Source organism: Arthrobacter sp. ZGTC131, from assembly GCF_002929275.1.
In the GTDB taxonomy this organism is placed as follows: Bacteria; Actinomycetota; Actinomycetes; order Actinomycetales; family Micrococcaceae; genus Arthrobacter.
This window is the reverse complement of sequence record NZ_PJIK01000024.1, coordinates 20466-41048: the sequence shown is the minus strand read 5'-3', so window position 1 is coordinate 41048 and position 20583 is coordinate 20466. Positions and strand designations below refer to the sequence as shown.

The window sequence follows — 20583 nt, the reverse complement described above, 5'->3', positions numbered from 1 at the left end:
CAGCGCTGGGCGGACAAGGGCTGGCTGAAGCGCCCGTCCTTCCGGATGTTCGGCGCCCCCTACACCGGCTACCTCTCCCTGCTGTTCCTGGTGGGCGTGCTGGTCATGGTGTTCATCGACTCCCCGCTCACGCTACTGGTGACCCTGGCGGCCTGCGCCCTCATGGTCGCCGGCTGGTACGCCTGCCGGAAGCGGATCCACGAAATCGCCGAAACCCGCGAGGGCTTCACGGGGATGTCCCCCGTGGTCGCAAACCGGACTCCAATCCGGTAGCAAGTCCCGCGGCCGTCCCGGTTTCCACACCCCTAGACCGCCCTAACAACCGACCGAAAGCCCGCCATGAACCGACGAAACCTGCTGAGCCTTCAGCACCACCGGCCGACCACGGACAGCCAGACGAACGACAGCTGCGAGGACGGCTGCTTCTTCTGCACCGGGCCGGAAACCGACTAGGCGCCACCGGCGCCTGCACCCAACGCCCGTAAACCAACACCCAACCGAAGAAGACAAGTAGTGATGACAACGGAGTCCGCATCAGCCATGACCGTAACCCACACGCAGCCTTTCGAAGGCGGCATCATCAAGCACGACCCCGTACAGCCCATCCCATCGACTATCGCGGCGAACCTGAAAGGCAGCAGCGCCCTGAAATCCGCCGGGCACGTGATTGTTGATTCCCTCGTGGCCCACGGCGTCGAACGCACCTACATTGTTCCCGGCGAGAGCTTCCTGGATGTGCTGGACGGGCTGCACGGCTCTGACATCGACACAGTGGTCTGCCGACATGAAGGCGGCGCCGCCTACATGGCCGAGGCTGACGGCAAGATGAACCAGCGTCCCGGCGTAGCCATGGTCACCCGGGGGCCTGGCGCGGCCAACGCCCATGTCGGGCTGCACACCGCCTGGCAGGACTCCACCCCAATGTTGCTCTTCGTCGGGCTGATCCCCTTTGCCCACCGTGACCGCGAAGCGTTCCAGGAATTCGATATCAAGGCCTGGTTCGACACGGGTGCCAAACGCGTCATGGTCCTTGACCATGCCGAGCGGGCGTCCGAGATCGTGGCGGAAGCGATGTTCGCGGCCATGAACGGACGGCCGGGTCCCGTTGTGGTGGGCCTGCCGGAAGACATCATCCGGCAGCACGTGGATCCGGCCCTGCACCCCGCCATCCCGGTGGCCGCGGGCGGAATGAGCACCACGGATGCCAAGGCACTCGCCGCAGCACTGGCCAACTCCTCGAAGCCGCTGTTTGTCACCGGCGGCAACGACTGGACCCAGGAAGCAGCCCACCAGCTCACGGGCTGGCTCGAAAAGCACCACATCCCGGCCGCCGCGGAATGGCGCACGCAGGGAACCGTCTCCTGCGATTCGCCGTCCTACGTCGGTCCGATCGGCTACGGCCGCCCCCGCCCCACCTACGACCTGCTGGAGGAAACTGACCTGCTCGTTTTCGTCGGCACGGTCCCGGGGGACGTGATCACGGACGGATTTGTCTGCCGGCAGGACTGGAACAAGAAGAACTTCCTGGTGACCATAGATCCCTCGCTGCGCGGCCGCTCCGGTCCGGTCTCGCGGCAGATAGTGGCGAAGCCTGACGCCTTCGTCCGGGATCTCGCTGGCATCGACCTGCCTGTGAAGGAGGAGTGGAAGGCGTGGACGGGCAGGATGCGCGCCGAGCAGGCGTCTTTCGCCGGCCTGCCGTCAGCCACGCCCGGCGAGGGACCGGCAAGGATGGACACGCTCATGGCCAACCTGGTCCCGCGGCTGCCCGAGGACGCAATGGTGACGTTCGGCGCTGGCGAGCACACCAACTGGGCGCACCGGTACTTCCCCACCCGGCGCTACGCCTCGATGATCAGCGCCAGAAACGGCTCCATGGGCTACTCCGTGCCCTCGGCCATCGCAGCGTCGCTGGCCAGCCCGCGGCGCCGGGTGGTCACCATTGCCGGCGACGGGGAATTCCTCATGAACGGCCAGGAGTTAGCCACCGCGGCCCAGTACGGCGCCACGCCGCTGATCATCGTGATGGACAACCAGGAGTACGGCACCATCCGCACCCACCAGGAACGCCACTACCCGTCCCGCGTCTCCGGTACGCAGCTCAAGAACCCCGACTTCGGCCTTATGGCCCGGGCCTTCGGCGGTTTCGGCGTCACGGTCACCCAGGACAAGGACGTACCAGCGGCCCTCGACGCCGCGTTCGAGGCCATCGATCGGAGCGGGGTGTTTGCCCTGATCCACCTCATCGTCGAACAACGCGTCAAAGCCTACTGACCGACCGGCGCCGCGGCGGACCCGCGAAAAGGTGGCTCCCATCGGAGCCCTCCAGCACGTTGTGATGAGTCTCACCTGCAATGATCGGAAATCCGCTTGAGACGCAATCGCCCCGCCGGGCATCATGGAATGGACGGTCGAGAACACGATTTCCCGGCCGGCACGGCCCTGACGTTCACTCTTGCGCACAGAAGACTCAGCGGCTGAGAAGCAAAGTTAAACCCAACCTGGTGGACGCAACGAGGCCAAACCAGTGAGCTCAACCGAGCTGCACAAGGTCTCCGACCGTTCACGGATTGAACTGTTCCGGGCTTTCGCACTGACGCGAACACCCATGACCGAATTTATGAATGAGGCACCGAATAATGACGTTCGAAACCACTGACTCCGTAACGCTGAAAATCTGGGACCGGTCTGCTATTGACCACACACTGGAGGCAGCCGTGCATGACCTTTCCACCCGGGCCAACGCCCCCAAGCACAGCATCGCGGTCACCTGCAGCGGGCCGAACACCTTTACGGTCAGCCTGAACCGCTAGGCCGCTTCGCGCCAGTAAACGCGAGCGGACGACGGCGGGGGTCCCCGCCGTCGTCCGCTGGCGTTAGCGGATCCCGCTGTCAACAATCAGTGTGACGCTCACCGGGGCATCCGAAATCACTACCTGCTCGCTGGCCGTCGAAGCATAGCCGCCTACGTTGGTGGCTCTGATGACGTACCGGCCCTCAGGCAAAGTGAGATGGAAAGCCCCCGAAGCGTCCGTGAGCGTTGAGCCCCGGACTGCTTCTCCGTCGAGTGCGACCACCTCGGCGCCTGACACGGCGCGGGGCGGACACTCCTCACCGACGCGCTCAACGGGGCAGGACGGTCCGGACAGGACCTTGCCGGAGACCTCGCCGGAGGGGTTGCCAATGCCGCACCCGCACAAGAGCAAAGCAGCGGCGGCCAGCCAAATCCTGCGGGAGCCAGTCAAGCTAACCAACAACGATTCGTCCGCGGCGGGGGCCTAGGCTGAGGGCTTTGGCGGTTCGTGGAGTCCAAAGGCCGAGCCCTGGTCGTCCTTGCAGAGCTTGAACCTTCCGTACTCCCCGGCACTCGTGTCATCCCGGAGTTCGGGATCATCCACCGAGCCGCCGAGCTCCCGCACCCGGTCCAGGGCAGTGTCCATGTCGTCCACCCGGAAGAAGACGTAGGGCACCGCGCCGGCGTCCCCGCCGTGCATGCCGCCGGGGATCCCCGGCGTGCCGATCATGAATCCTCCCCCGCCGGAGGGTCCCGGGGTTAAGTCCCAGCCGAAGAGCTCCCCGTAGAACGCCTTGCCCCGCTGCGGATCGTCCACGCCGATTTCAAAAAACACTGGCTCGCCGGACATCGCCCCTCCTGGTCTTGGATGAGAACGCCCTCACCATAGAGCCGAATACCCCGGGGCACAATGGTTGCCGATAACCTTGGGACGTGGAGGGCAAATGACTGTTAGAAGCGCAGGCATCCTGCTGTACCGGCGGACCCCGGAATTACAGCTGGAGGTCTGGATTGCGCACATGGGCGGGCCGTTCTGGGCCCGCAAGGACACCCACGCCTGGTCCATTCCCAAGGGCGAGTACCTCGAAGCCGAGGATCCGCTGGTTGCCGCGCTGCGTGAATTCGCCGAGGAAATGGGCACGCCCGCACCGCCCGCGGACTACCTGCAGCTCGGGACATTCCGACAGCCCTCAGGCAAGCTCATCACGGCCTTCGCGGCTGAGGCGGACTTCCAGCCCGAGCAAATTGTGAGCAACACGTTTTCGCTGGAATGGCCGAAGGGATCGGGCGTGGTGCAGGACTACCCCGAAATCGATGCCGCGAGGTGGTTTCCGGAATCCGAAGCCCGCATCAAGTTGGTGAAGGGGCAGTTGCCGATCCTTGACGCGCTCGGCGAGCACATCGGTGAACAGGGCACTGCTCGGGGCACTGCACCAAAGTAGGCCGGACGACGGCGGGACCTCCCGCCGTCGTCCGGCCGCCGTCGTCGTCTCTTCTAGTGTCCGCGTCCCGACTCGGTGGCGGTGACGGCGAATGCAGCGTTAAGCTTCACGGTTGCCCGCGAGCCGTCGGCCTTGATGATGTGCGCCTCGTAGGCGGCGCCCTCGGCGTCGGTCTCGACGCGCTGCACCGTTGCCCCGGGATTTGCCGCAATGGCAGCCGCCTTAACCTTGGCGGCTACGGTCCCTGTCAGCAGCTGCTCTGTGATCCCGTTGGCCTGGTGACCTCCTTGAGCTGCCGACCGGCTGTCCGTTTGATTCGACGACGACGCACTGACGGGTCCGCCCATGGCGAGGTAGATGCCACCGCCCACGAGGCCTGCGACCAGAGCTGCATTAACCACGCCTTTTTCAACCCTGTTCATGACTTGCTCCTGGCTTCCGCGGTCCAGCCGTTTTTCGGAAATGCCTCCGCTGCGCAGACCGCTCGTTGATCGGGCCGTCGGATCCCGGCGCCGCCGATCCGGGGAGCGACACTGCGGAGTCTACCCACGTGCACGCGTGCCGACTAGAGGAAATTGCTAAGTCGAACGAGCCGAGACAGACCGGTCTGTCTCAGTTGTCTAGGTGATTGTTCAGCCAACCACAATAGCCAGGTCCACCGGGACCGCGCGGCGGACGGCGTCGTCGACGGGAGAGTGCTCATCTGCCCAGCGAACCATGGCGTGGAGGCTGGCCTCGGCGGCGTTCTCGGCTGCAACCCGCACTACTGTGCGCAGACCCAGCGGCCCCGCCGGAATGCCGTCGTCGAGTCCCAGCAGCCCGCGGTTATCTGATTCGCTGTCCACCTCGACTTCCAGGAGGGTTAGCGTCACCCCCGTCTCTGCAGCACGCATGGCGATGAGTGAGGCGAGGCAAGCGGCACTGGCAGCGCGCAGCATCCATCCAGGCGGAGGCGCGGAACCCTGTCCGCCGACGCCTGGCGCCATATCCGTCACCAAGGACCAGCCGCGCGGGCCGTCAACGCGCACGCGGAGTCCGTCATCCAGCACTGCAGTGGCCTTCGAGTCGCGGGAGCGCGCCTTCTCCGGACTCTCCATCAGGTACTGCCGGGACCTACTGATCGCCTGGGCTATTTCCGACTGCGCCATGGTTGCACCCTGCTTCCGCCACAGAATCCGGTTCGGACGCAGGCAAGAGTACACCGGGCCGCGGCAGGAGGGAATGCCCCGGGGCAGGGCGGGCTTCCCGCCCTCAGCGACGCAGGTCGAGTGCGTCGAGGAGGCGTTTGACCGAACCGCCGAGGTTCCACTCGGTGGCGAGGCGCTCGAGTTCGGCGCGCGAGTCGCCGGCGACGGGGTGCAGCTCCGCGCCCGCCTCCTCAAGCGTGGGCAGCTCGAGATCACGGACGATCTTCACGACGGTTGGCGCGACGGTGAGATAGTCGGCGGCCGCGGCCAGCTTTGACCGCACGGAGGCGGACAGCCCGCTGCCCGGATCAGCCGCCGCCTCGAGCAGCGCGTCGAGGGTGCCGTACTGGCCGAGCAGCGATGCGGCGGTCTTCTCGCCGATCCCTGCGACGCCCGGCAGCCCGTCGGAGGCATCGCCACGGAGGGTCGCGTAGTCGGCATACTGTGCGGGCAGCACTCGGTACTTGCCGACGACGGCCGCGTCCGTAATGACCTCCAGGTTCCTCATGCCGCGCGCGGTGTATATCACCCGCACCTGCCGGTCGTCGTCGATGATCTGGAACAGGTCGCGGTCGCCCGTCACCACGTCGACCTGATACTCGGCATGGCTGGCATAGGTGCCGACGACGTCGTCGGCTTCGTGTTCAGCAGCCCCGACGACGGCGATGCCGGCGAGGTCGAGCACCCGGCGGATCATCGGTAGCTGCGCCTCGAGCGCGTCCGGCACGACCTCCACATCGGGGGCACCGGCCACCACTTCCGCCACCCGGTGCGACTTGTAGGTCGGAATGAGGTCGACCCGCCACTGCGGCCGCCAATTGTCGTCCCAGCACGCCACCAGATGCGTCGCTCCGTAGTCGGTGGTGAGCCGCGCGATCATGTCCAGCAGCCCGCGCACGGCGTTCACCGGGGTGCCGTCGGCGCGGCGGATCGTGTCGGGCAGGCCGTAGAAGGCGCGAAAGTACAGCGAGGCAGTGTCGAGGAGCATCAGGCGGGGCATAACCGATCCTGACACGGATGCGCCTGCTCGCGGTGGACCGGCACGGTGTGGTGTTGGCCATCGCCCCTTTGTGGCCGACGATGAGAAGACTCTCAGACAAGTCTCACCCTCGACTCAGACTGGGCGTTCATCATGGAAGCAGTTGGCAGGACCAGCGTGTAAGGCTTAGGAAGGAGCCGGTATGCCCACAAAGTTTCACGCCATGCAGGAAGCTGCCGGCGGCAGTGCACAGGATCTCCCCGAGTCCGGCCCGGTTGCGCCCGACGCTGCCGGCGGCACGGCCCTTCGCGACCAGATCATCGACATCATCCTCGACGTTCTCTCAGAATCTGCACCGGTGCGTCCGGAAGTTCGCGACGGACTCCTGAAGCACCTGGCGGAAAATCCCGGGAACCCGGAGAAGGCGCTGCTGGACCATCTTCGCGACCCACGCATCCGGACTGCCCCGTCATCAGGCGGGACGCATCGGGTGGCCGCCGCAGGCGAAGCCCCCACGGAAGTTTAGGGTAGTGGAGCTTCGGCAAAAGCTTGCCGGGCCAGTCGCGCGAACTCGGCAATAAGGATTGACGGGTCGTCCTTCCAGGCTGCAAGGAACACGCATATCGGTGGCGCGTCGCGGACTGTTTTGTAGACCACCCCGGGCCGTGGGTACTGGGAGGCCGTCGCCTCGGAGGACATGCCGATGGCCTTGCCTGTCGCGATCAGCGTGAGCCAATCGTCGACGCCCTGGACGGGGCGGACGGAGGAAGGCCTGGCCTCCGGGCCCCAAAGATCTTCGGCCGTGGTGCCGGTGCGGCTGTCGACGGCGATCGTCCGCCCCGTGAAGTCCGCCATGCGCAGGAACCGCCTGCGGGCCAGAGGATCCGTGGCGGCCACGGCGGCATAACGGCGTTCCGTGCCCACCAGGGTTTCAGTGAAGCGCGGGTCATTGAGCTCTCGCCGGACCACGGCGAGATCGACGGATCCACCCGCCAGGCCGGCCGCCGGCGAACTCGACTGGACCCAGATCAGTTGAACCCCGGGGTTCGCCTCCTCCCAGCGGCGCTGCAGGGCGATGGTCCTGCTGCCCAGCGCCGACCAGGCGTAGCCGACCCTGAGCTCGCCGGCATGATCCCTCGCAGCCTCTTCCAGTAACTTCGCTTCGTCCAGGACCCGCCGCGCGTGTTCAATGATCCGTTTCCCGGCCGCCGTCGGGGTCACGCTGCGCGTGGTTCTCTGGAAAACTCGCACTCCCAGGGTACGTTCCAGCGCCGCGACAGATCGGGAGATGCTTGCCTGCGTAGTTCCCAAACCGATGGCTGCGTCGGTGAACGTCCGGGCGTCGTCAACGGCTACGAGCGACCGAAGATGGCGCAACTCAAGATTCATACGGTCATCGTATAGAACAAGCAGCGGAGGCATTTATTGGTTTCAAGAATTGCCTCCACACTTTGGGGTTATGGAGGCATACGCAGAGCACGGCTTCGGCCGGGACGACCGTCAAACAACACAACCCAAATCCCGAATTCTCGGCGGCCTGCTGACCATGACGGGCAGCGGTGTCAGCAGCCAGATCGGCGCGGGCATCGGAGCCCACGCATTTCCGACGCTTGGACCGGCGGGCGTGGTTGCCGTGCGGCAACTCGTCGCCGCGGCCGTGCTCCTGCCGGCGGCCCGGCCTCCCCTGCATCGCCTCACATGGAAACAGTGGTGGCCTGCGCTCCTGCTGGGCGGAACGATCGCGGTCATGAACATATGCCTCTACGTCGCCATACAGCGCATCGGGCTGGGCCTGGCCGTCACCTTGGAATTTCTTGGCCCCCTGGCCATCGCCCTCATGCGATCCAGATCCAAACTCGACGTGCTGTGCGCGGTGAGTGCCGGCGTCGGGGTTTACGTCCTTGTGCTGCCCGGACCTTCCAGCGACTACCTTGGCATTGGAATCGCGGCAGTGGGGGCCGCCTGCTGGGGTGCCTACATCCTGCTCAACAGGGTGGTCGGCCAGCGTCTGCCCGGTCTCCAGGGTCCGGCAGTTGCGACCCTGGTCTCCATGGTGTTCTACCTGCCGGTGGCCGGGTATCTCCTCTCGGAGGGGTCATTGGCCGGTCCGGCACTGTTGTTTTCGGTCATTGCCGGAGTGCTCTGCTCTGTCATCCCCTATGCCGCGGACCTCGTTGCACTCCGTCACGTTCGGCCGGCATTCTTCGGCGTGTATATGAGCATCAACCCCCTCCTCGCAGCCCTCTCGGGGATGGTGGTGCTGGGCCAGATCCTGGCCATGCATGAATGGCTAGGTATCGTCCTGATCGTCGCCACCAACGCGGCGGCCATTCTGCTGGCCGGACATAACCGACGACAGGTAAGGGGCCGGGGCAGGCCGTGAGTCCGTTCGCAGGACCCGAGGGAGTGCCATCGCGGCCAGGAGTGCGAGCAGGACGGGCGGCGCCCACGGGGTGCCCGGCCACCAGCCGAGCCGATCGGTCAGGTCCAGCAGCTGCCCCATCACGGCGTTGCCCGCCAGCACGGAGACACCGCCGCAGGTCGCCGCCAACCCGTAGTAGGCGCCCCGCCCGGACGCGGGCCCTTGCCCCGCGAGGTCTGCCGGGACGAACTTCGGGATCAGGGACAGGATGGTCGGAGTGATCAGCATGTGGCCCAGGATCAGGAGCGTGATGGTGCCCGCCAGCGGGGCTATCGAGTTGCTGGAGGATCCGGCGGGCTCTGCCGTCAGCGCGGCCGCGACAAATGCCCCGCCCAGCAGCACGAACCCAACCGACAACGCGCGGCCCGGCCCCAGCCGTTGGCCGGTCGCCGAGACCGGCAGTTGCAGGACCAGCGTCAGGACGGATGCCAGCAGGAAGAGCATGGCCAGCCACGACCCATCCAGACCGCGACGGCCCAGCTCGAGGGGAACGGCGAAGTAAAGCTGGTTGTAGGCGAGCATGTTGGTGCTGGCCAGCAGGCAGAACAGGACGAAGCGCCTGTTCCGCAGGCAACCGAGTGCCCCGTGTGGGGCGTCCGGCCCCGGTGCACGCTTTTTGTGGGGCTTGCGCGGCGTATTGGCGGGGAGGCGGAACCACAGCAGCACCGTCACGGCGCTGAAGATCCCTATGCCGAGGGTCAGCGCGGCATCGAATCCCCAGCCCAGCAGGAAGGCGCCCAGCAGCGGGCCGGCCAGCGCACCGATCTCGCCGGTGATCGCCAGCCAGACGAAAACCGACCACCGGCCCTTCTTCCCGGCCGGTTTGGAGCCTTCGGGTTTGGAGCCTTCGGGCTTTGAGCCTTCGGCCACGGAGTGTTCGGTCACGCGGTCTGCCCGGGACAGCTGGGACTCCAGGGCCGGGGAGAACAGGGCTCCGCCGGCTCCGGTGAGCACTGCGCCGAGGAGGAACAAACTGAAATTGGAGGCTGCCGCCAGGGCGGCGTAGCCGGCGATGCGGACGAGGCATCCGATCAGGATCGCCCGGCGGGCGCCCCACCGGTCGGCCAGCAGGCCGCCCACCAGGAACATCCCCTGCTGGCTGAAAGTGCGGGCGCCAAGGACAAGCCCGACGGCGGCGGCGTCCAAGCCGTACTCGTCGCCCATGGCGCCGGCAAGAAAGGGAATGACTGCGTAGAAGCCGAGGTTGAAAACGAGCTGGGCGCCCAGCAGGGTCCGCGTTTCAGCCCGGTAGCGGCTCAAGGGCGTCGAACTAAATGGCATGGATCAGTGGCACTTTCACCTTGCATCCGGGCTGCCGACCAGGTCGCGGACGCCAGGAACCCGGATGGTGCTTGCAACGTGCTGGCATGCCCTGGCCGCCTGCGGGACGGGGAGAGCCGCCGCGACGAGCTCTTTGCTGTGCCCGTGCCGGGGACGGGCGAAAAACTCTGCTGTGGGTGCCACCTCGACCAAGGCGCCTTGAAAGAGTACGGCCACCCTGTGGCTCATGTATCGGATGACATTCATGTCGTGGGAGATCATGATCAGGGAGAGCTGGCGGTCGCGGTGCAGGCGCAGCAGCAGGTCAAGGACCTTGCGTTGCGTCACCGCGTCCAGGGCCGACGTGGCTTCGTCGCAGATCAAGACCGCTGGTTCCAGCAGAAGCGCCCTGGCGATCGTGAGCCGCTGGAGCTGGCCTCCCGAGCATTGGCTGGGGTACCTGTCCAGCAGCGCAGGGTCGAGTTCAACCTCCCGAACAACCTCAACGATGCGCGCAGTGCGGTCCTCGGCCGTGCAGTCCGGGCGCTGCAGCAGCGGAGCTTCCAGGCTGGTGCGGAGCTTCATGCGCGGGTCGAAAACGTCGTGCGGCTCCTGGAAGACGAGCTGAACTTCCGTGCCGGTTATCCCGGCCCGGTTGTGCTTCGTGCCGGGGAACCGGGTGATGCTTCCGCTTTCGGGCGTTTCAAGCCCGAGGATCAGCCGCGCCAGGGTGCTTTTGCCGGATCCGGATTGCCCCAGGATTCCGAGGATCTCGCCTTCCCGGAAGTCGAGCGAGACACCCTCCAGAGCCGGCCGGGCGCCGCGACGCGTTGACCGGAACCGCTTGGTGACACCCTGCAGGTCCAGGATCGTGCGCGACGGGATATCCGAGGGTGCCGGAGCCGCGGGGAGAGCCGAGGCCCGCAACAGGTCTTTGGTGCATGTGGTCCGGGGTGAGTCCAGGACCGTTCTGACGGGGCCTGACTCCTGAACGCTGCCGGCTTCCATCACCACCACGCGGTCGGCGAAGGCGGATACAGTCGCGAGGTCGTGGGTGATGTATAGGACGCCCAGCCCGTGGCTGTGCCTTTGCCGGCCGATCAGCTCCAGGATCTGCAGCTCGAGCACTTTGTCGAGGGCGGAGGTCGGCTCATCCGCAAGCAACAGTTCGGGCCGCCCGGCCATGGCGACGGCGAGCATGGCGCGCTGGGCCATGCCTCCGGACAGCTGGTGCGGATAGGCGCGGGCACACCACGCCGGATCCTCGAATCCTGCTTCCGCCAGCAGATCCAGCGCCTGCATCCTGGCGCTGCGTCCCCGCAGCCTGCGATGAAGCTGCAGCGGCTCGGCCAGATGGTTGCCGATGGTCCTCCGGGGGTTGAACATCCGCTTGGGCTGCTGGAACAGCATGCCGATCCGGCCGCCGCGCACCCGGTTCAGCTCCGCCTCGCCCGCCGCCCTCAGATCCGTTCCGCCCAACCGGATCGATCCGGACTCCACATGGATCTGGGGCGGCAGCAGGCCCAGGACAGAGAGGGCGGTCATCGTCTTGCCGCTTCCCGAGGTTCCCACCAGGGCCACAAACTCTCCGGGCGCCACGGAGAGGTCCATCTCGGACAGGATCGGCGTCGGAGAGCCCTGCCGGGAGTCTGCCCGGTGGCCGACGCGCAGTTTTTCGATGATCAGGCCCTCAGGCATGCGCCACCGCCCGTGAAGGAACGGTTGACAGCAACAGGCGGCTGCCAGTCACGCGGGACACATGCTGCCCGATGAGGGTGACGCAGAGAGCGACGGCGAAGATCACCAGGCCGGGGACGAGGATGGTCAACGGTGCCCGCACCGCGTACGGCTGGGCTGCGGCGAGCATCGATCCCCAGTCCGACTGCGGCGGCTGCACTCCGAGCCCCAGATAGGAGAGCGCGCCAACGTTGATCAGGAACTGCCCGAACCGGAGCGTGGCCTGTCCGAGCAGCGGCCCGGCGAGGTGGGGCAGGATGTGCCTGAGGACGATGAATGAGGGCGGGCAGCCCACCACCTTGGCCGCCTCGATGAACCCGCGGGCCGACACGTCGTAGGCGAGTGCGCGGGCGAGCCGGGCGAAGGGCGTCCAGCCTGTCACGGTGAGGGCCAGCAGCAGGGAGGGGTAGCCGGTGCCAAGCGCGGCCACCAGGAACAGTGCCACAACCATCTCCGGCATCGCCAGCAGGACATCGTTGGTGCGGGTGAAAAACTCATCCAGCCAGCCCCGCCGGCGGGCACTGAGCACGCCCACCGCAGTGCCGGTGACGGCCGTCAGCACCGTGGCCAGGGCGGCGATGGTCAACGAGAACTGACCGCCGTCGAGCAACCGGCTCAGCGTGTCCCGGCCCAGATGGTCCGTGCCGAGCAAGTGTGCGGCGTCCGGCGCGGCCAGCCTGGCGGCAAGGTTTTGTTCCGCCGGCGGGTAGGGCGCGATCCATGCGGCCAGGGCTACGGACAGCACGATGAGAAGCAGAACCGCCCCGGCGGCCCGGACGTGGACGGGCAGTTTACGCATGGCTCATCCTGATCTGGGGGTTAAGGAGGCCATGGACGAGGTCCGCGGCCGTGGTCAGCAGGACGGCCAGCCCGACGACGACCACCACCGCTCCCTGCGCCAGGGGAATGTCGCTGTTCAGGACGCCGTCGAACAGCAAGCGTCCCATGCCCGGAATCGCGAAGATGACCTCGACGATGACGGACCCGCCCAGCAGCCCCGCGAACCACACCGCCACCAGCGTGGTGAGCGGCAGCAGGCCGTTGGGGATCACATGCTTCCATACGGTTTGGAGGTGGGAGAGTCCCCGGCTTCGCGCGGCCGCAACGTGCTCCGCGCTCAGCGCCTCCAGCACTCCCTCGCGCACCGCCGAGGTGAAGTAGCTGGTGGGCCGCAGGGCGAGCACGGCCACGGGCAGGACTGCGGAGTGCGGTCCTTCCCATCCCGCCGAGGGCAGCAGGGAAAGTTGCAGCGCGAAGACCAGCACAAACAGCGGTGCCAGCCAGTACTCGGGAAGCGCGATGAACGCTTGGGTGACCGCGGTGATGGCCTTGTCGGCGGGGCGTCCCTCCTGTAGGGCGGCCGTGACACCGAGGATCACGGAGATGGCGGCCGCCGCGCCCAGGGCCAGCACCACCAGGCTGAGCGTGATCCAGAGTGCGGGCAGCACCTGCTCGGCCACCGGAGTGCGGCTGGTGTAGGACAAACCCATGTCGCCGCTGCTGAGCCGCCCCAGCCAGCGGAGGTACTGCGTCCACAGGGGGTCGTTGAGGCCCAGCTGGAGACTCAAGGCGTCCACCGCGGAGTCGTCAATCACGTCTCCGGCCACGCGGGACCGGATGATCTTCCGGACGGGGTCCCCCGGAGTCACGTACGGGATGAGGAAGACGGTGAAGGACGCCAGAAGAACGGCGGCCACCAGGGCCGCCGCTCTCCGGGCGAGGAACGGCATCATTCCCGGGCCCGTTCTTCTCGACTATTAGCGGGGACGGTCACGGTCAGGATCCGGACTTGGCCGTTTCCGCCCTGACCACATAGCGGGACAGGGGGTCCTGGACGTGGGACTGAAGGTCGGCGCGGACGGCGTCAATTGCCTGCTCGTTGACGAGCCACACGTTCACGGCCTGGTCCTGGAGGATCTGGCCTGCCTCTGCGTACAGGCGGTAGCGCTCGTCCGCGTCCGCGGTTTTGGCCGCCTTGGCGATCGTCGCGTCGTAGTCCTCGTTGCAGAAGTGGCTGAGGTTGTAGCTGCCGTCGCAGGTGTAGTCCGCCGTCAGGAATCCGATGGGATCGGCGATGTCGATCAGCCGGTTGCGCTGGCTCAGCACCATGTCGTAGTTGCCGGCCAGCAGGTCCGGTTCCACCGCGGCGTATTCCTTGGTCTGGATCTTCACGGGAACACCCACGGCCTTCAGGTTGTCCTGGATGACGGTGGCCACGTCCGCGAATTCCGCGCGTTCGACGATCGCAACGATCTCCAGCGGCCGGTCTGCGGTGTAGCCGGCGGAGGCGAGCAGCTTCTTGGCGGCTTCGACGTCCTTCTTCGGCGCCTCGGCCCCTTCAATGGCCCAGGGCTCGGAAGGGGCGAAGGGCCCGCTGGCCGCGACGGCCGCGCCTTCATAGACGCTCGAGGCAAGGGCATCCAGGTCGAGTGCCGAGCGGACCGCCTTGCGGAAGTCGACGTCGTCGAACGGTGCCTTTCCGTTGTTCATGTACAGCGTGGCTGTCCTCGGCGAATCGGCTTTGAGGACCTTGACGTTGGAGTCCGCCTCCAGTGCGGCGAGGCCGGAGACGGGGATGGACAGGGAAACGTCCGCTTCGCCCGTCTGGACCTGCGCGGCACGGGCCGCCCCGTCCGTGATGAACCGGATTTCGGCGCCGGCCAGCTGCACCTCTCCGCCCCAGTACTCCTCGTTGCGGTCCAGGGTGAGGGATTGCTTGGGCTTTTCTGACACCGCTTCGAAAGGTCCGGTGCAGTGGCCGAACGGGTCCACCGTCTCGCCCTTGAACGCCGCCGGGGCCAGAACACCGGTGTTGACGCTCGCGAGGCGGTAGGGAACCAGCGGGCTCTCCGTCGGGGTGGTGACGCGCACGGTGCGGTCATCGATGGCCTTGACGCCGCTGACCACCTTGGGGTTGAACGCCCGGGCGGGGACTGCCGCCCCGAGGACGTGCTGCAGGGAACCGGCCACAGCGCCGGCGGTCAGCGCACTGCCGTCCTGGAACTTGACCCCTTCGCGGATGGTGAAGTCCCACTCAAGAGGAGAGGCCTGCTTCCACTCCGTTGCCAACGACGGCACGATCTTTCCCTGCGACTCGTCGTAGCGGGTCAAGGTCTCGAGGCATCCGGAAAGGGACAGAATGTAGGCGGCGTCGCTCTCCAGCGCCCAGTTCGCTACCGGAGCCCGGAAATTATCCACGACGATTCGCTGGTCAGTGTCCGCCGCTTGCTTGCTTCCTGCTGAGGAGCCGCTGAAGCCGCAGCCCGTCAGCGACAGAAGCGCCACGAGCCCAAGGGACAGAGATGACGGAAGGGAAAAGCGCACGAAACCACCTTGATTCATTGCCTGCAGACGTGGCAGACGAGAGTGTCATGGCCGATGAAGGCCACGAGTAGTTTAGGCTAACCTAACTTTCAGCTCCAAAACGTCGAATGAAGAGCCGTCACAATAGTGGCGGGAGGGCCTCCGTGCACACAGCGGGCTCAGCCCATGTGGATGTGCGGGGCGTCGCCGGTCCCGCTGAACGTCTTGCGGTCGATGTTGATGAGCAGCAGGGCAACCGGGACGATCAGTACGGCAACGCCGGCGGCCCAGAGGAAGACAACCGAATAGCCCGCACTGAGCGCAGCCAGCGATACGCCGCCGCCCGAGGCCGCGGCCGCAAGGGTGCTAAAGAGTGCGATGCCCAGGGAACCCCCGATCTGCTGCGAGGCGTTGACCAGTGCGCCGGCCACTCCGGAGTCATCTTTGTCCACTCCGAACAGGGCGAGGTTCTGCATCGGCACGAAGACCATGCCCAGCCCCGCCCCCATGAGAAGCAGCGCGGGCAGCATGTCGCCGAGGTAGCTGCCGTCCGCGCTCACGCGGGTGAGCCACAGCATGGCAGCCGCCATGAAGACCGGACCTGCCGCCGTCGGGATTTTTGCCCCAAGCCGCGGCAGGTTCTTGGCGACCAGGCCGGCGGTGATAATCAGCACCACCGTCATGGGCAGGGACGCAATCCCGGCGAGGAACGGCGCGAAGCCCAGCACGATTTGGATGTAGAAGTTGATGAACAGGATGCCGCCGATGAGGACTGCTCCGGAGAGGAACGATGCCAGGAAAGCTGCCGCGCGGTTGCGTTCGGTGGCCACGCGCAGCGGCAGGAGCGGATGTGCGGTGTTCCGTTCGACGACGACGAACAGCACCAGCATGACGACGCCGGCAGCGATGAATCCCCAGGCCTCGGGGGCGCCCCAGCCATGCTCGGCGTTCGTGAATCCGTAGACGAGGGAACCCAGTCCCAGGGCTGCCAGGACGACGCCGGGCCAGTCGTACCTGGTTGACCCCTCGGCCTTGCTCTCGCCGACAAGGAACCAGACACCGGCAAGGGCAAGGACGGCGATCGGCACGTTGACGAAGAAGCACCAGCGCCACGTCACGTGCTCAGTGAGGAAGCCGCCGAGCAGGACCCCAAGGGCGGCGCCCAAGCCGCTGATGGAGCCGAAGATCGCGAAGGCGGTGCCGCGTTCCCGGCCTCCCGGGAAAGCGACGGTCAGGAGCGCCAGGGCCGCAGGAGCCAGCAGCGCCGCGAACAGGCCCTGCAGGGCCCGTGCAGAGATCAGTTCCCAAGGCTGTTGCGCGAGGCCGCCGATCAGGGATGCCACCGCGAAGCCGGCAGTGGCCGCGATGAAGGTCCGCTTGCGTCCCCAGAAGTCCGCAATCCGCCCGCCGAGCAGCAGGAAGGCGCCGAACGCGAGCGCGTATGCCGTGACCACCCAGGAACGCGTGGAGTCGCTGATGCCCATCTCGATCTGGAGACGCGGCAGTGCCAGGTTCACGATGGTGCCGTCCAGGACCACCATGAACTGTGCGAGAGCCAGGAACGGCAGTGCCCGCCAGCCACCGTTCAGCCCGCTCCCCTGCCGCGTCGCTGCATCTGTCAGCTGTGTCGTCATGCTGTTCCCTCCAAAGTAGTAATACTTATAAAAGCATAACTACTTGATCCGTCTGCTCACGGACACTGGCGGGGTGAATTGGGTTACTCGGGCTCGCCGAGGAGTGCGGCGAGGCGCTGCAGGGAGGGAAGAGCGGCGGCTATGTGCTCGCGTTCTTCAGGCCGCAGGCGGGAGCTTGCGGAGGCCAAGGCGTCGGCCCAGGCCCCTTCGAGGAGCGCCTTGATCCGCTGGGACTCGGCCGTGGGATGAAGGGCGACGTAGCGCTTATCGGCGGCGTCGCGGGCGCGGGTAACCAGGCCGGCGGCGACCAGTTCACGCAACTGGACGCTGACATTGCTGAACTGCCGGCCTAGACGGGAGGCGACTTCCGCAACGGTGATTCCCGGGTGGCTTTCGATAACCCGGAGGATTTCCAGCACCCCGTTCGACAGGGGCCGGACGCCGGTGTCGTTGTGCGACTTGCGCCGGATGTCGGAGGAAATGTCGATGACGGAGACGGCCAGGGCCCGGTGGTCCACAGACTTCACCGGCCCGTCGTCCGCGCCAACACTTTCCATTTCATAAGCATAGGCGCGGGACGAAATCTGTGTCTGGATCGCGCGCTTCATGGGGCGTATTCTGATGGCACATCAGACGGGGTGTGAACTGGAGTCATGGCACGGAAAAGCCTGCTTTCCCGGTTTCGTACGTTTCTGGCAAAGATGCTCGGATTCGTGCTCCTCAGTAGCGTGTGCGGCGTACTGGTGGCAGCCTTCCTGGTTCCGCAGATCGCCGCGGCCGGCACCGCGGTGAGCGGGTCGATCAACTTTTTCAACGGCCTCCCCACTGAGCTTGCGGTGCAGCCACCGGCGCAGACCACCAAGATGCTGACGGCGGACGGAAAAGTCATCGCAACGTTCTATGAGGAAAACCGGGTGCGGATCCCGCTCAAGAACATGTCTCCTTTCATCAAGGATGCGGTCATCGCGATCGAGGACAGCCGCTTCTACGAGCACAGCGGCGTGGACCCCCAGGGCATCCTCCGGGCACTGTCCAGCAACCTGACCCAGGGAGAGAGGCAGGGCGCCTCCACCCTGACCCAGCAGTACGTCACCAACGTGGCTAACGAAGCCAGGATCTCCTCAGGCCGCGAAGATCAGGTGATCCTCAGCGGGCAGAAGAACATCGGCGACAAGCTGCGTGAGATGCGGCTGGCGATGGCGCTGGAGAAGAAATTCAGCAAGGACCAGATCCTTGAGGGCTACCTCAACATCGTCTTCTTCAGCCGCACTGCCTACGGCATCGAGGCCGCCGCCCAGTACTTCTACAGCGTTCCGGCGAGCAAGCTAACCCTGCCCCAGGCGGCTCTGCTCGCAGGACTGGTGAACAGCCCGAGCTTCTATGACCCCGTAGCCAACCCGGAGAACGCCGTCCAACGCCGCAACCAGGTCCTGGCCGCAATGCTGGAACAGCGCAAAATCAGCCAGCAACAGCATGACGGCGCCGTCGCCACGGGCGTCGGGCTGAAAATCAGGCCTTCGAAGCAGGGCTGTGCCGCTGCGGCCATGGCACCGTACTTCTGCGACTACGTTTCCCATCTGATCCTCAACAACCCCGCGTACGGCGCAGACACGGAGGCACGGGAACAGAAGCTACGCCGCGGCGGGCTGACCATCACCACCACCTTGGACAGCAGGCTGCAGGCAGCGGCCCAGGCGCAGGTGAACGCCACGGCCGGGGCGAACCCGGCCAAGTGGGGCGCCGCGCTGGTCACGGTCCAGCCGGGCACGGGCAAAATCCTCGCCATGGCGCAGAATACGGTCTTCCTGCCGCAACGCGGAAAGTTCGACACCCAGCTGAACTTCAACGTGGATGCCAAGGACCCCAACGGCAACGACCTCAACGGCGCCGGAGGATTCCAGCCGGGCTCCACGGTGAAACCGTTCACGTTCGCCGAATGGCTGCACCAGGGACGGACCATGACCGAAGTCGTAGACGCTTCACGGCGCGAGTATCCGCTGGGATTCAAATGGCGGTCCTCCTGCGGGAAGGTGATCGGCGGGTACAGCACCAAGCAGCGCAGGGCAGGCCTGGAAGCTGCCGATGACCTGCAGAACGCCTCCGCCGGCTACTACCGGAAGATGCCGGCCGACTACGGGCTCTACAACTCCATCAACACCGCCACGTTCGCCGAAGCTGCGCAGCTGGATATCTGCGGGATCCAGAACATGGTCAACAGCGTGGGTCTGCGCAGCGGACTCGACGGCGCTCCCATCAACATGCACCAGCTCGGGAACCTGCTGGGCGGCACTGAAGTGGCGCCGATGGGCCTGGCTGCCGCCTTCGCCACCTTTGCCGCCGACGGCCGTTACTGCGCGCCATTTGCCGTCCTGCGGGTGGCCGACTTCTCCGGACGGGCGCTGCCACACCAGGACCCCGACTGCCGCGACGCCGTGGATCCGAACGTGGCCCGCGGCGTGAATAAGGCGCTGCAGGACATGCTCACCAAGGGCTCAGGGGTGCACATCAAGCCCAAGGTCCACAGCCGCGTCCCGGCGGCGGCCAAGACCGGCACCAACAACACCAACAGCGCCACGTGGGTGCTGGGGTACACGACGGGCCTGGCCACAGCCTCCTTCTTCGGGGACGCCCTGGCGGGCCAGAAACGGCCGGGCCAGAACATCACCGTCAACGGCAAGTTCTACAGCCGAATCGACGGCTACATGATTGCTGGCCCCCAGTGGGCCAACTACATGCTCAAAGTAGCCAAAATGTACCCGGCTAAGGCCTTCCCCAAACCGCCGGGGTCCATCGTCCGGAAACCGGCCAAATAGCGCGACGCCGGCAACGACACGCCGGCTGGCGATGGCCGCCAACGAACTCATCGATGATGCGCCCCGTTCGCGCGCACCTTACTCCGACGACTTCGCCACAGACCCCAGCCAGGACACCCAGCACCCGCGGCGTGCGCCTAAGCTAGGGCCGCTCCTGCCGTCCGTCGAAGTGGGTGACGGGCTTAACGCCGGATATCTTGACGATCATCTCTTCGGTGACGTCGCGGAGTTTCTGGTTCCGGTGGCTGGAGACCTTGACCAGGATGTCCATGGCCTCGGACTGCGTGCAGCCGTTTTGAGCCATGATGATGCCGCAGGCGAGGTCGATCGCGGTGCGGCTCCGCATCGCGGCCTGCAGGTCCTGCGCGGCATCCTGCACCGTTCCGACTTTCACGGCGAGCCGTACGGCTCCGCCGGCGATCGCAGCAAACCCGGCAGCTTCCCGGACGGTCGCTTCGGAGAAGGCGCCCGGCGAGTTCGCAAAGAAGTTCAGCGCCGCGGCAGAATCCTCGTTCAGCTCCAACGGAACACCAAGGGTGCTCAGGCAGCCTTCCGCGGCCAGCTGCTCCTGATAGACCGGCCACCGCGGATCAGTGCGGACATCATCAAGGAGGACAGGAGATTTGATCCGGAGCGCCTCGATGCAGGGCCCCTGGCCGACGCTCTGCTCGATCTTATCCAGCTTGATCGCTCGGGGGCTGCTGCCTCCGACCGTTCTCGTCGATCGTTCACGCTTGAGCGTGACACCGCACTCCACAGGTGTCCCGGCGCTCCGGCCGATGGTGCCTGCGGCAACGGTCGAAAGGCCACCGAGGAAATCGGCCACCGTTTCCGTGCCGATAATCAGGTCTTGGAGCTCAATCAGGAGCTCGTGCTCGGGCGAGTTGGGCATGCCCAAAGTTAGCTCGATCGCGGCCCATCCACAACTGCGCCGCATGCCAACACCATGCGCCGCTTGCCAACACCATGCACAGGACCGTCTTGGGCTCCGCGTCAAGGAGCAGTCCCTGCG

20 protein-coding genes and 1 pseudogene are annotated in these 20583 nt (G+C 66.1%); 7 read left to right on the top strand and 14 right to left on the bottom strand.

Annotated features, from left to right (window positions below; genetic code table 11):
- The 3 genes and pseudogenes from CXQ90_RS20445 to CXQ90_RS22525 form a co-directional block, all read left to right on the top strand.
- Nucleotides 1–273 (top strand): annotated as a pseudogene (locus CXQ90_RS20445) (L-asparagine permease); the annotation flags it as partial.
- 243 nt (nt 274–516) lie between these two features.
- On the top strand, nt 517–2274 hold the full coding sequence (locus CXQ90_RS20440; protein WP_104141183.1) for a thiamine pyrophosphate-dependent enzyme: 1758 nt from the start codon (nt 517–519) through the stop codon (nt 2272–2274).
- 365 nt (nt 2275–2639) lie between these two features.
- Nucleotides 2640–2813: a hypothetical protein gene (locus tag CXQ90_RS22525; RefSeq protein ID WP_181038652.1), complete on the top strand. Its 174-nt coding sequence runs from the start codon at nt 2640–2642 to the stop codon at nt 2811–2813.
- A 63-nt stretch (nt 2814–2876) separates the two neighbouring features.
- Here CXQ90_RS22525 and CXQ90_RS20435 read toward each other — a convergent pair whose 3' ends face one another.
- Both CXQ90_RS20435 and CXQ90_RS20430 read right to left on the bottom strand, forming a co-directional pair.
- The gene (locus CXQ90_RS20435; protein WP_219816725.1) at nt 2877–3254 is read right to left on the bottom strand and encodes a carboxypeptidase-like regulatory domain-containing protein; all 378 of its coding nucleotides are present in this window, start codon (nt 3252–3254) and stop codon (nt 2877–2879) included.
- Between the two features lie 24 nt (nt 3255–3278).
- Nucleotides 3279–3644, bottom strand: a complete 366-nt coding sequence (locus CXQ90_RS20430; protein ID WP_104141181.1) for a VOC family protein — start codon at nt 3642–3644, stop codon at nt 3279–3281.
- Between the two features lie 94 nt (nt 3645–3738).
- Here CXQ90_RS20430 and CXQ90_RS20425 point away from each other — a divergent pair, with 94 nt between their 5' ends.
- Nucleotides 3739–4236 carry an NUDIX domain-containing protein gene (locus CXQ90_RS20425; protein WP_104141180.1) on the top strand — a complete coding sequence of 166 codons (498 nt, stop codon included), beginning with the start codon at nt 3739–3741 and terminating at the stop codon, nt 4234–4236.
- A 53-nt stretch (nt 4237–4289) separates the two neighbouring features.
- On the opposite strand, the gene CXQ90_RS20420 is transcribed toward CXQ90_RS20425, so the two are convergent.
- The 3 genes from CXQ90_RS20420 to CXQ90_RS20410 form a co-directional block, all read right to left on the bottom strand.
- Nucleotides 4290–4658: a hypothetical protein gene (locus CXQ90_RS20420; RefSeq protein ID WP_104141179.1), complete on the bottom strand. Its 369-nt coding sequence runs from the start codon at nt 4656–4658 to the stop codon at nt 4290–4292.
- Between the two features lie 210 nt (nt 4659–4868).
- Nucleotides 4869–5384 carry an OsmC family protein gene (locus CXQ90_RS20415; RefSeq protein ID WP_104141178.1) on the bottom strand — a complete coding sequence of 172 codons (516 nt, stop codon included), beginning with the start codon at nt 5382–5384 and terminating at the stop codon, nt 4869–4871.
- Nucleotides 5385–5487: 103 nt separating this feature from the next.
- Nucleotides 5488–6423, bottom strand: a complete 936-nt coding sequence (locus CXQ90_RS20410) for a 5'-3' exonuclease (protein WP_258064652.1) — start codon at nt 6421–6423, stop codon at nt 5488–5490.
- A 181-nt stretch (nt 6424–6604) separates the two neighbouring features.
- Between CXQ90_RS20410 and CXQ90_RS20405 the strand changes: the two genes are divergently transcribed.
- Nucleotides 6605–6928, top strand: coding sequence for a hypothetical protein (locus CXQ90_RS20405; protein WP_104141176.1), 324 nt, complete (start codon nt 6605–6607; stop codon nt 6926–6928).
- On the opposite strand, the gene CXQ90_RS20400 is transcribed toward CXQ90_RS20405, so the two are convergent.
- Entirely contained in the window at nt 6925–7791 is an 867-nt protein-coding gene (locus CXQ90_RS20400; protein ID WP_104141175.1) for a LysR family transcriptional regulator, read from the bottom strand. The two genes, CXQ90_RS20405 and CXQ90_RS20400, sit on opposite strands and share 4 nt — an antisense overlap.
- 70 nt (nt 7792–7861) lie before the next feature.
- Between CXQ90_RS20400 and CXQ90_RS20395 the strand changes: the two genes are divergently transcribed.
- Nucleotides 7862–8785, top strand: coding sequence for a DMT family transporter (locus tag CXQ90_RS20395; RefSeq protein ID WP_104141174.1), 924 nt, complete (start codon nt 7862–7864; stop codon nt 8783–8785).
- Here the strand turns inward: CXQ90_RS20395 and CXQ90_RS20390 are convergent.
- The 7 genes from CXQ90_RS20390 to CXQ90_RS20360 form a co-directional block, all read right to left on the bottom strand.
- Entirely contained in the window at nt 8693–10105 is a 1413-nt protein-coding gene (locus CXQ90_RS20390; RefSeq protein WP_104141173.1) for an MFS transporter, read from the bottom strand. The genes CXQ90_RS20395 and CXQ90_RS20390 overlap by 93 nt on opposite strands.
- Nucleotides 10106–10120: 15 nt before the next feature.
- Nucleotides 10121–11782, bottom strand: a complete 1662-nt coding sequence (locus CXQ90_RS20385; RefSeq protein ID WP_104141172.1) for an ABC transporter ATP-binding protein — start codon at nt 11780–11782, stop codon at nt 10121–10123.
- Nucleotides 11775–12620 (bottom strand): ABC transporter permease, encoded by an 846-nt coding sequence (locus CXQ90_RS20380; protein ID WP_104141171.1) that lies wholly within the window; start codon nt 12618–12620, stop codon nt 11775–11777. The genes CXQ90_RS20385 and CXQ90_RS20380 overlap by 8 nt, the downstream gene beginning before the upstream one ends.
- Entirely contained in the window at nt 12613–13554 is a 942-nt protein-coding gene (locus tag CXQ90_RS20375) for an ABC transporter permease (RefSeq protein WP_104141170.1), read from the bottom strand. Before CXQ90_RS20375 ends, CXQ90_RS20380 begins: the two co-directional genes overlap by 8 nt.
- Nucleotides 13555–13597: 43 nt before the next feature.
- Nucleotides 13598–15163 (bottom strand): ABC transporter substrate-binding protein, encoded by a 1566-nt coding sequence (locus tag CXQ90_RS20370; protein WP_104141169.1) that lies wholly within the window; start codon nt 15161–15163, stop codon nt 13598–13600.
- A gap of 140 nt (nt 15164–15303) precedes the next feature.
- Entirely contained in the window at nt 15304–16758 is a 1455-nt protein-coding gene (locus tag CXQ90_RS20365; protein WP_104141168.1) for an MFS transporter, read from the bottom strand.
- 83 nt (nt 16759–16841) lie between these two features.
- Nucleotides 16842–17315, bottom strand: a complete 474-nt coding sequence (locus CXQ90_RS20360; RefSeq protein ID WP_104141184.1) for a MarR family winged helix-turn-helix transcriptional regulator — start codon at nt 17313–17315, stop codon at nt 16842–16844.
- A gap of 96 nt (nt 17316–17411) precedes the next feature.
- Here CXQ90_RS20360 and CXQ90_RS20355 point away from each other — a divergent pair, with 96 nt between their 5' ends.
- On the top strand, nt 17412–19571 hold the full coding sequence (locus tag CXQ90_RS20355; RefSeq protein ID WP_104141167.1) for a transglycosylase domain-containing protein: 2160 nt from the start codon (nt 17412–17414) through the stop codon (nt 19569–19571).
- A gap of 142 nt (nt 19572–19713) precedes the next feature.
- Here CXQ90_RS20355 and CXQ90_RS20350 read toward each other — a convergent pair whose 3' ends face one another.
- A complete protein-coding gene (locus tag CXQ90_RS20350; protein ID WP_104141166.1) occupies nt 19714–20463 on the bottom strand; it encodes a GAF and ANTAR domain-containing protein in 750 nt (249 codons plus the stop codon).
- Nucleotides 20464–20583 lie beyond the last annotated feature (120 nt).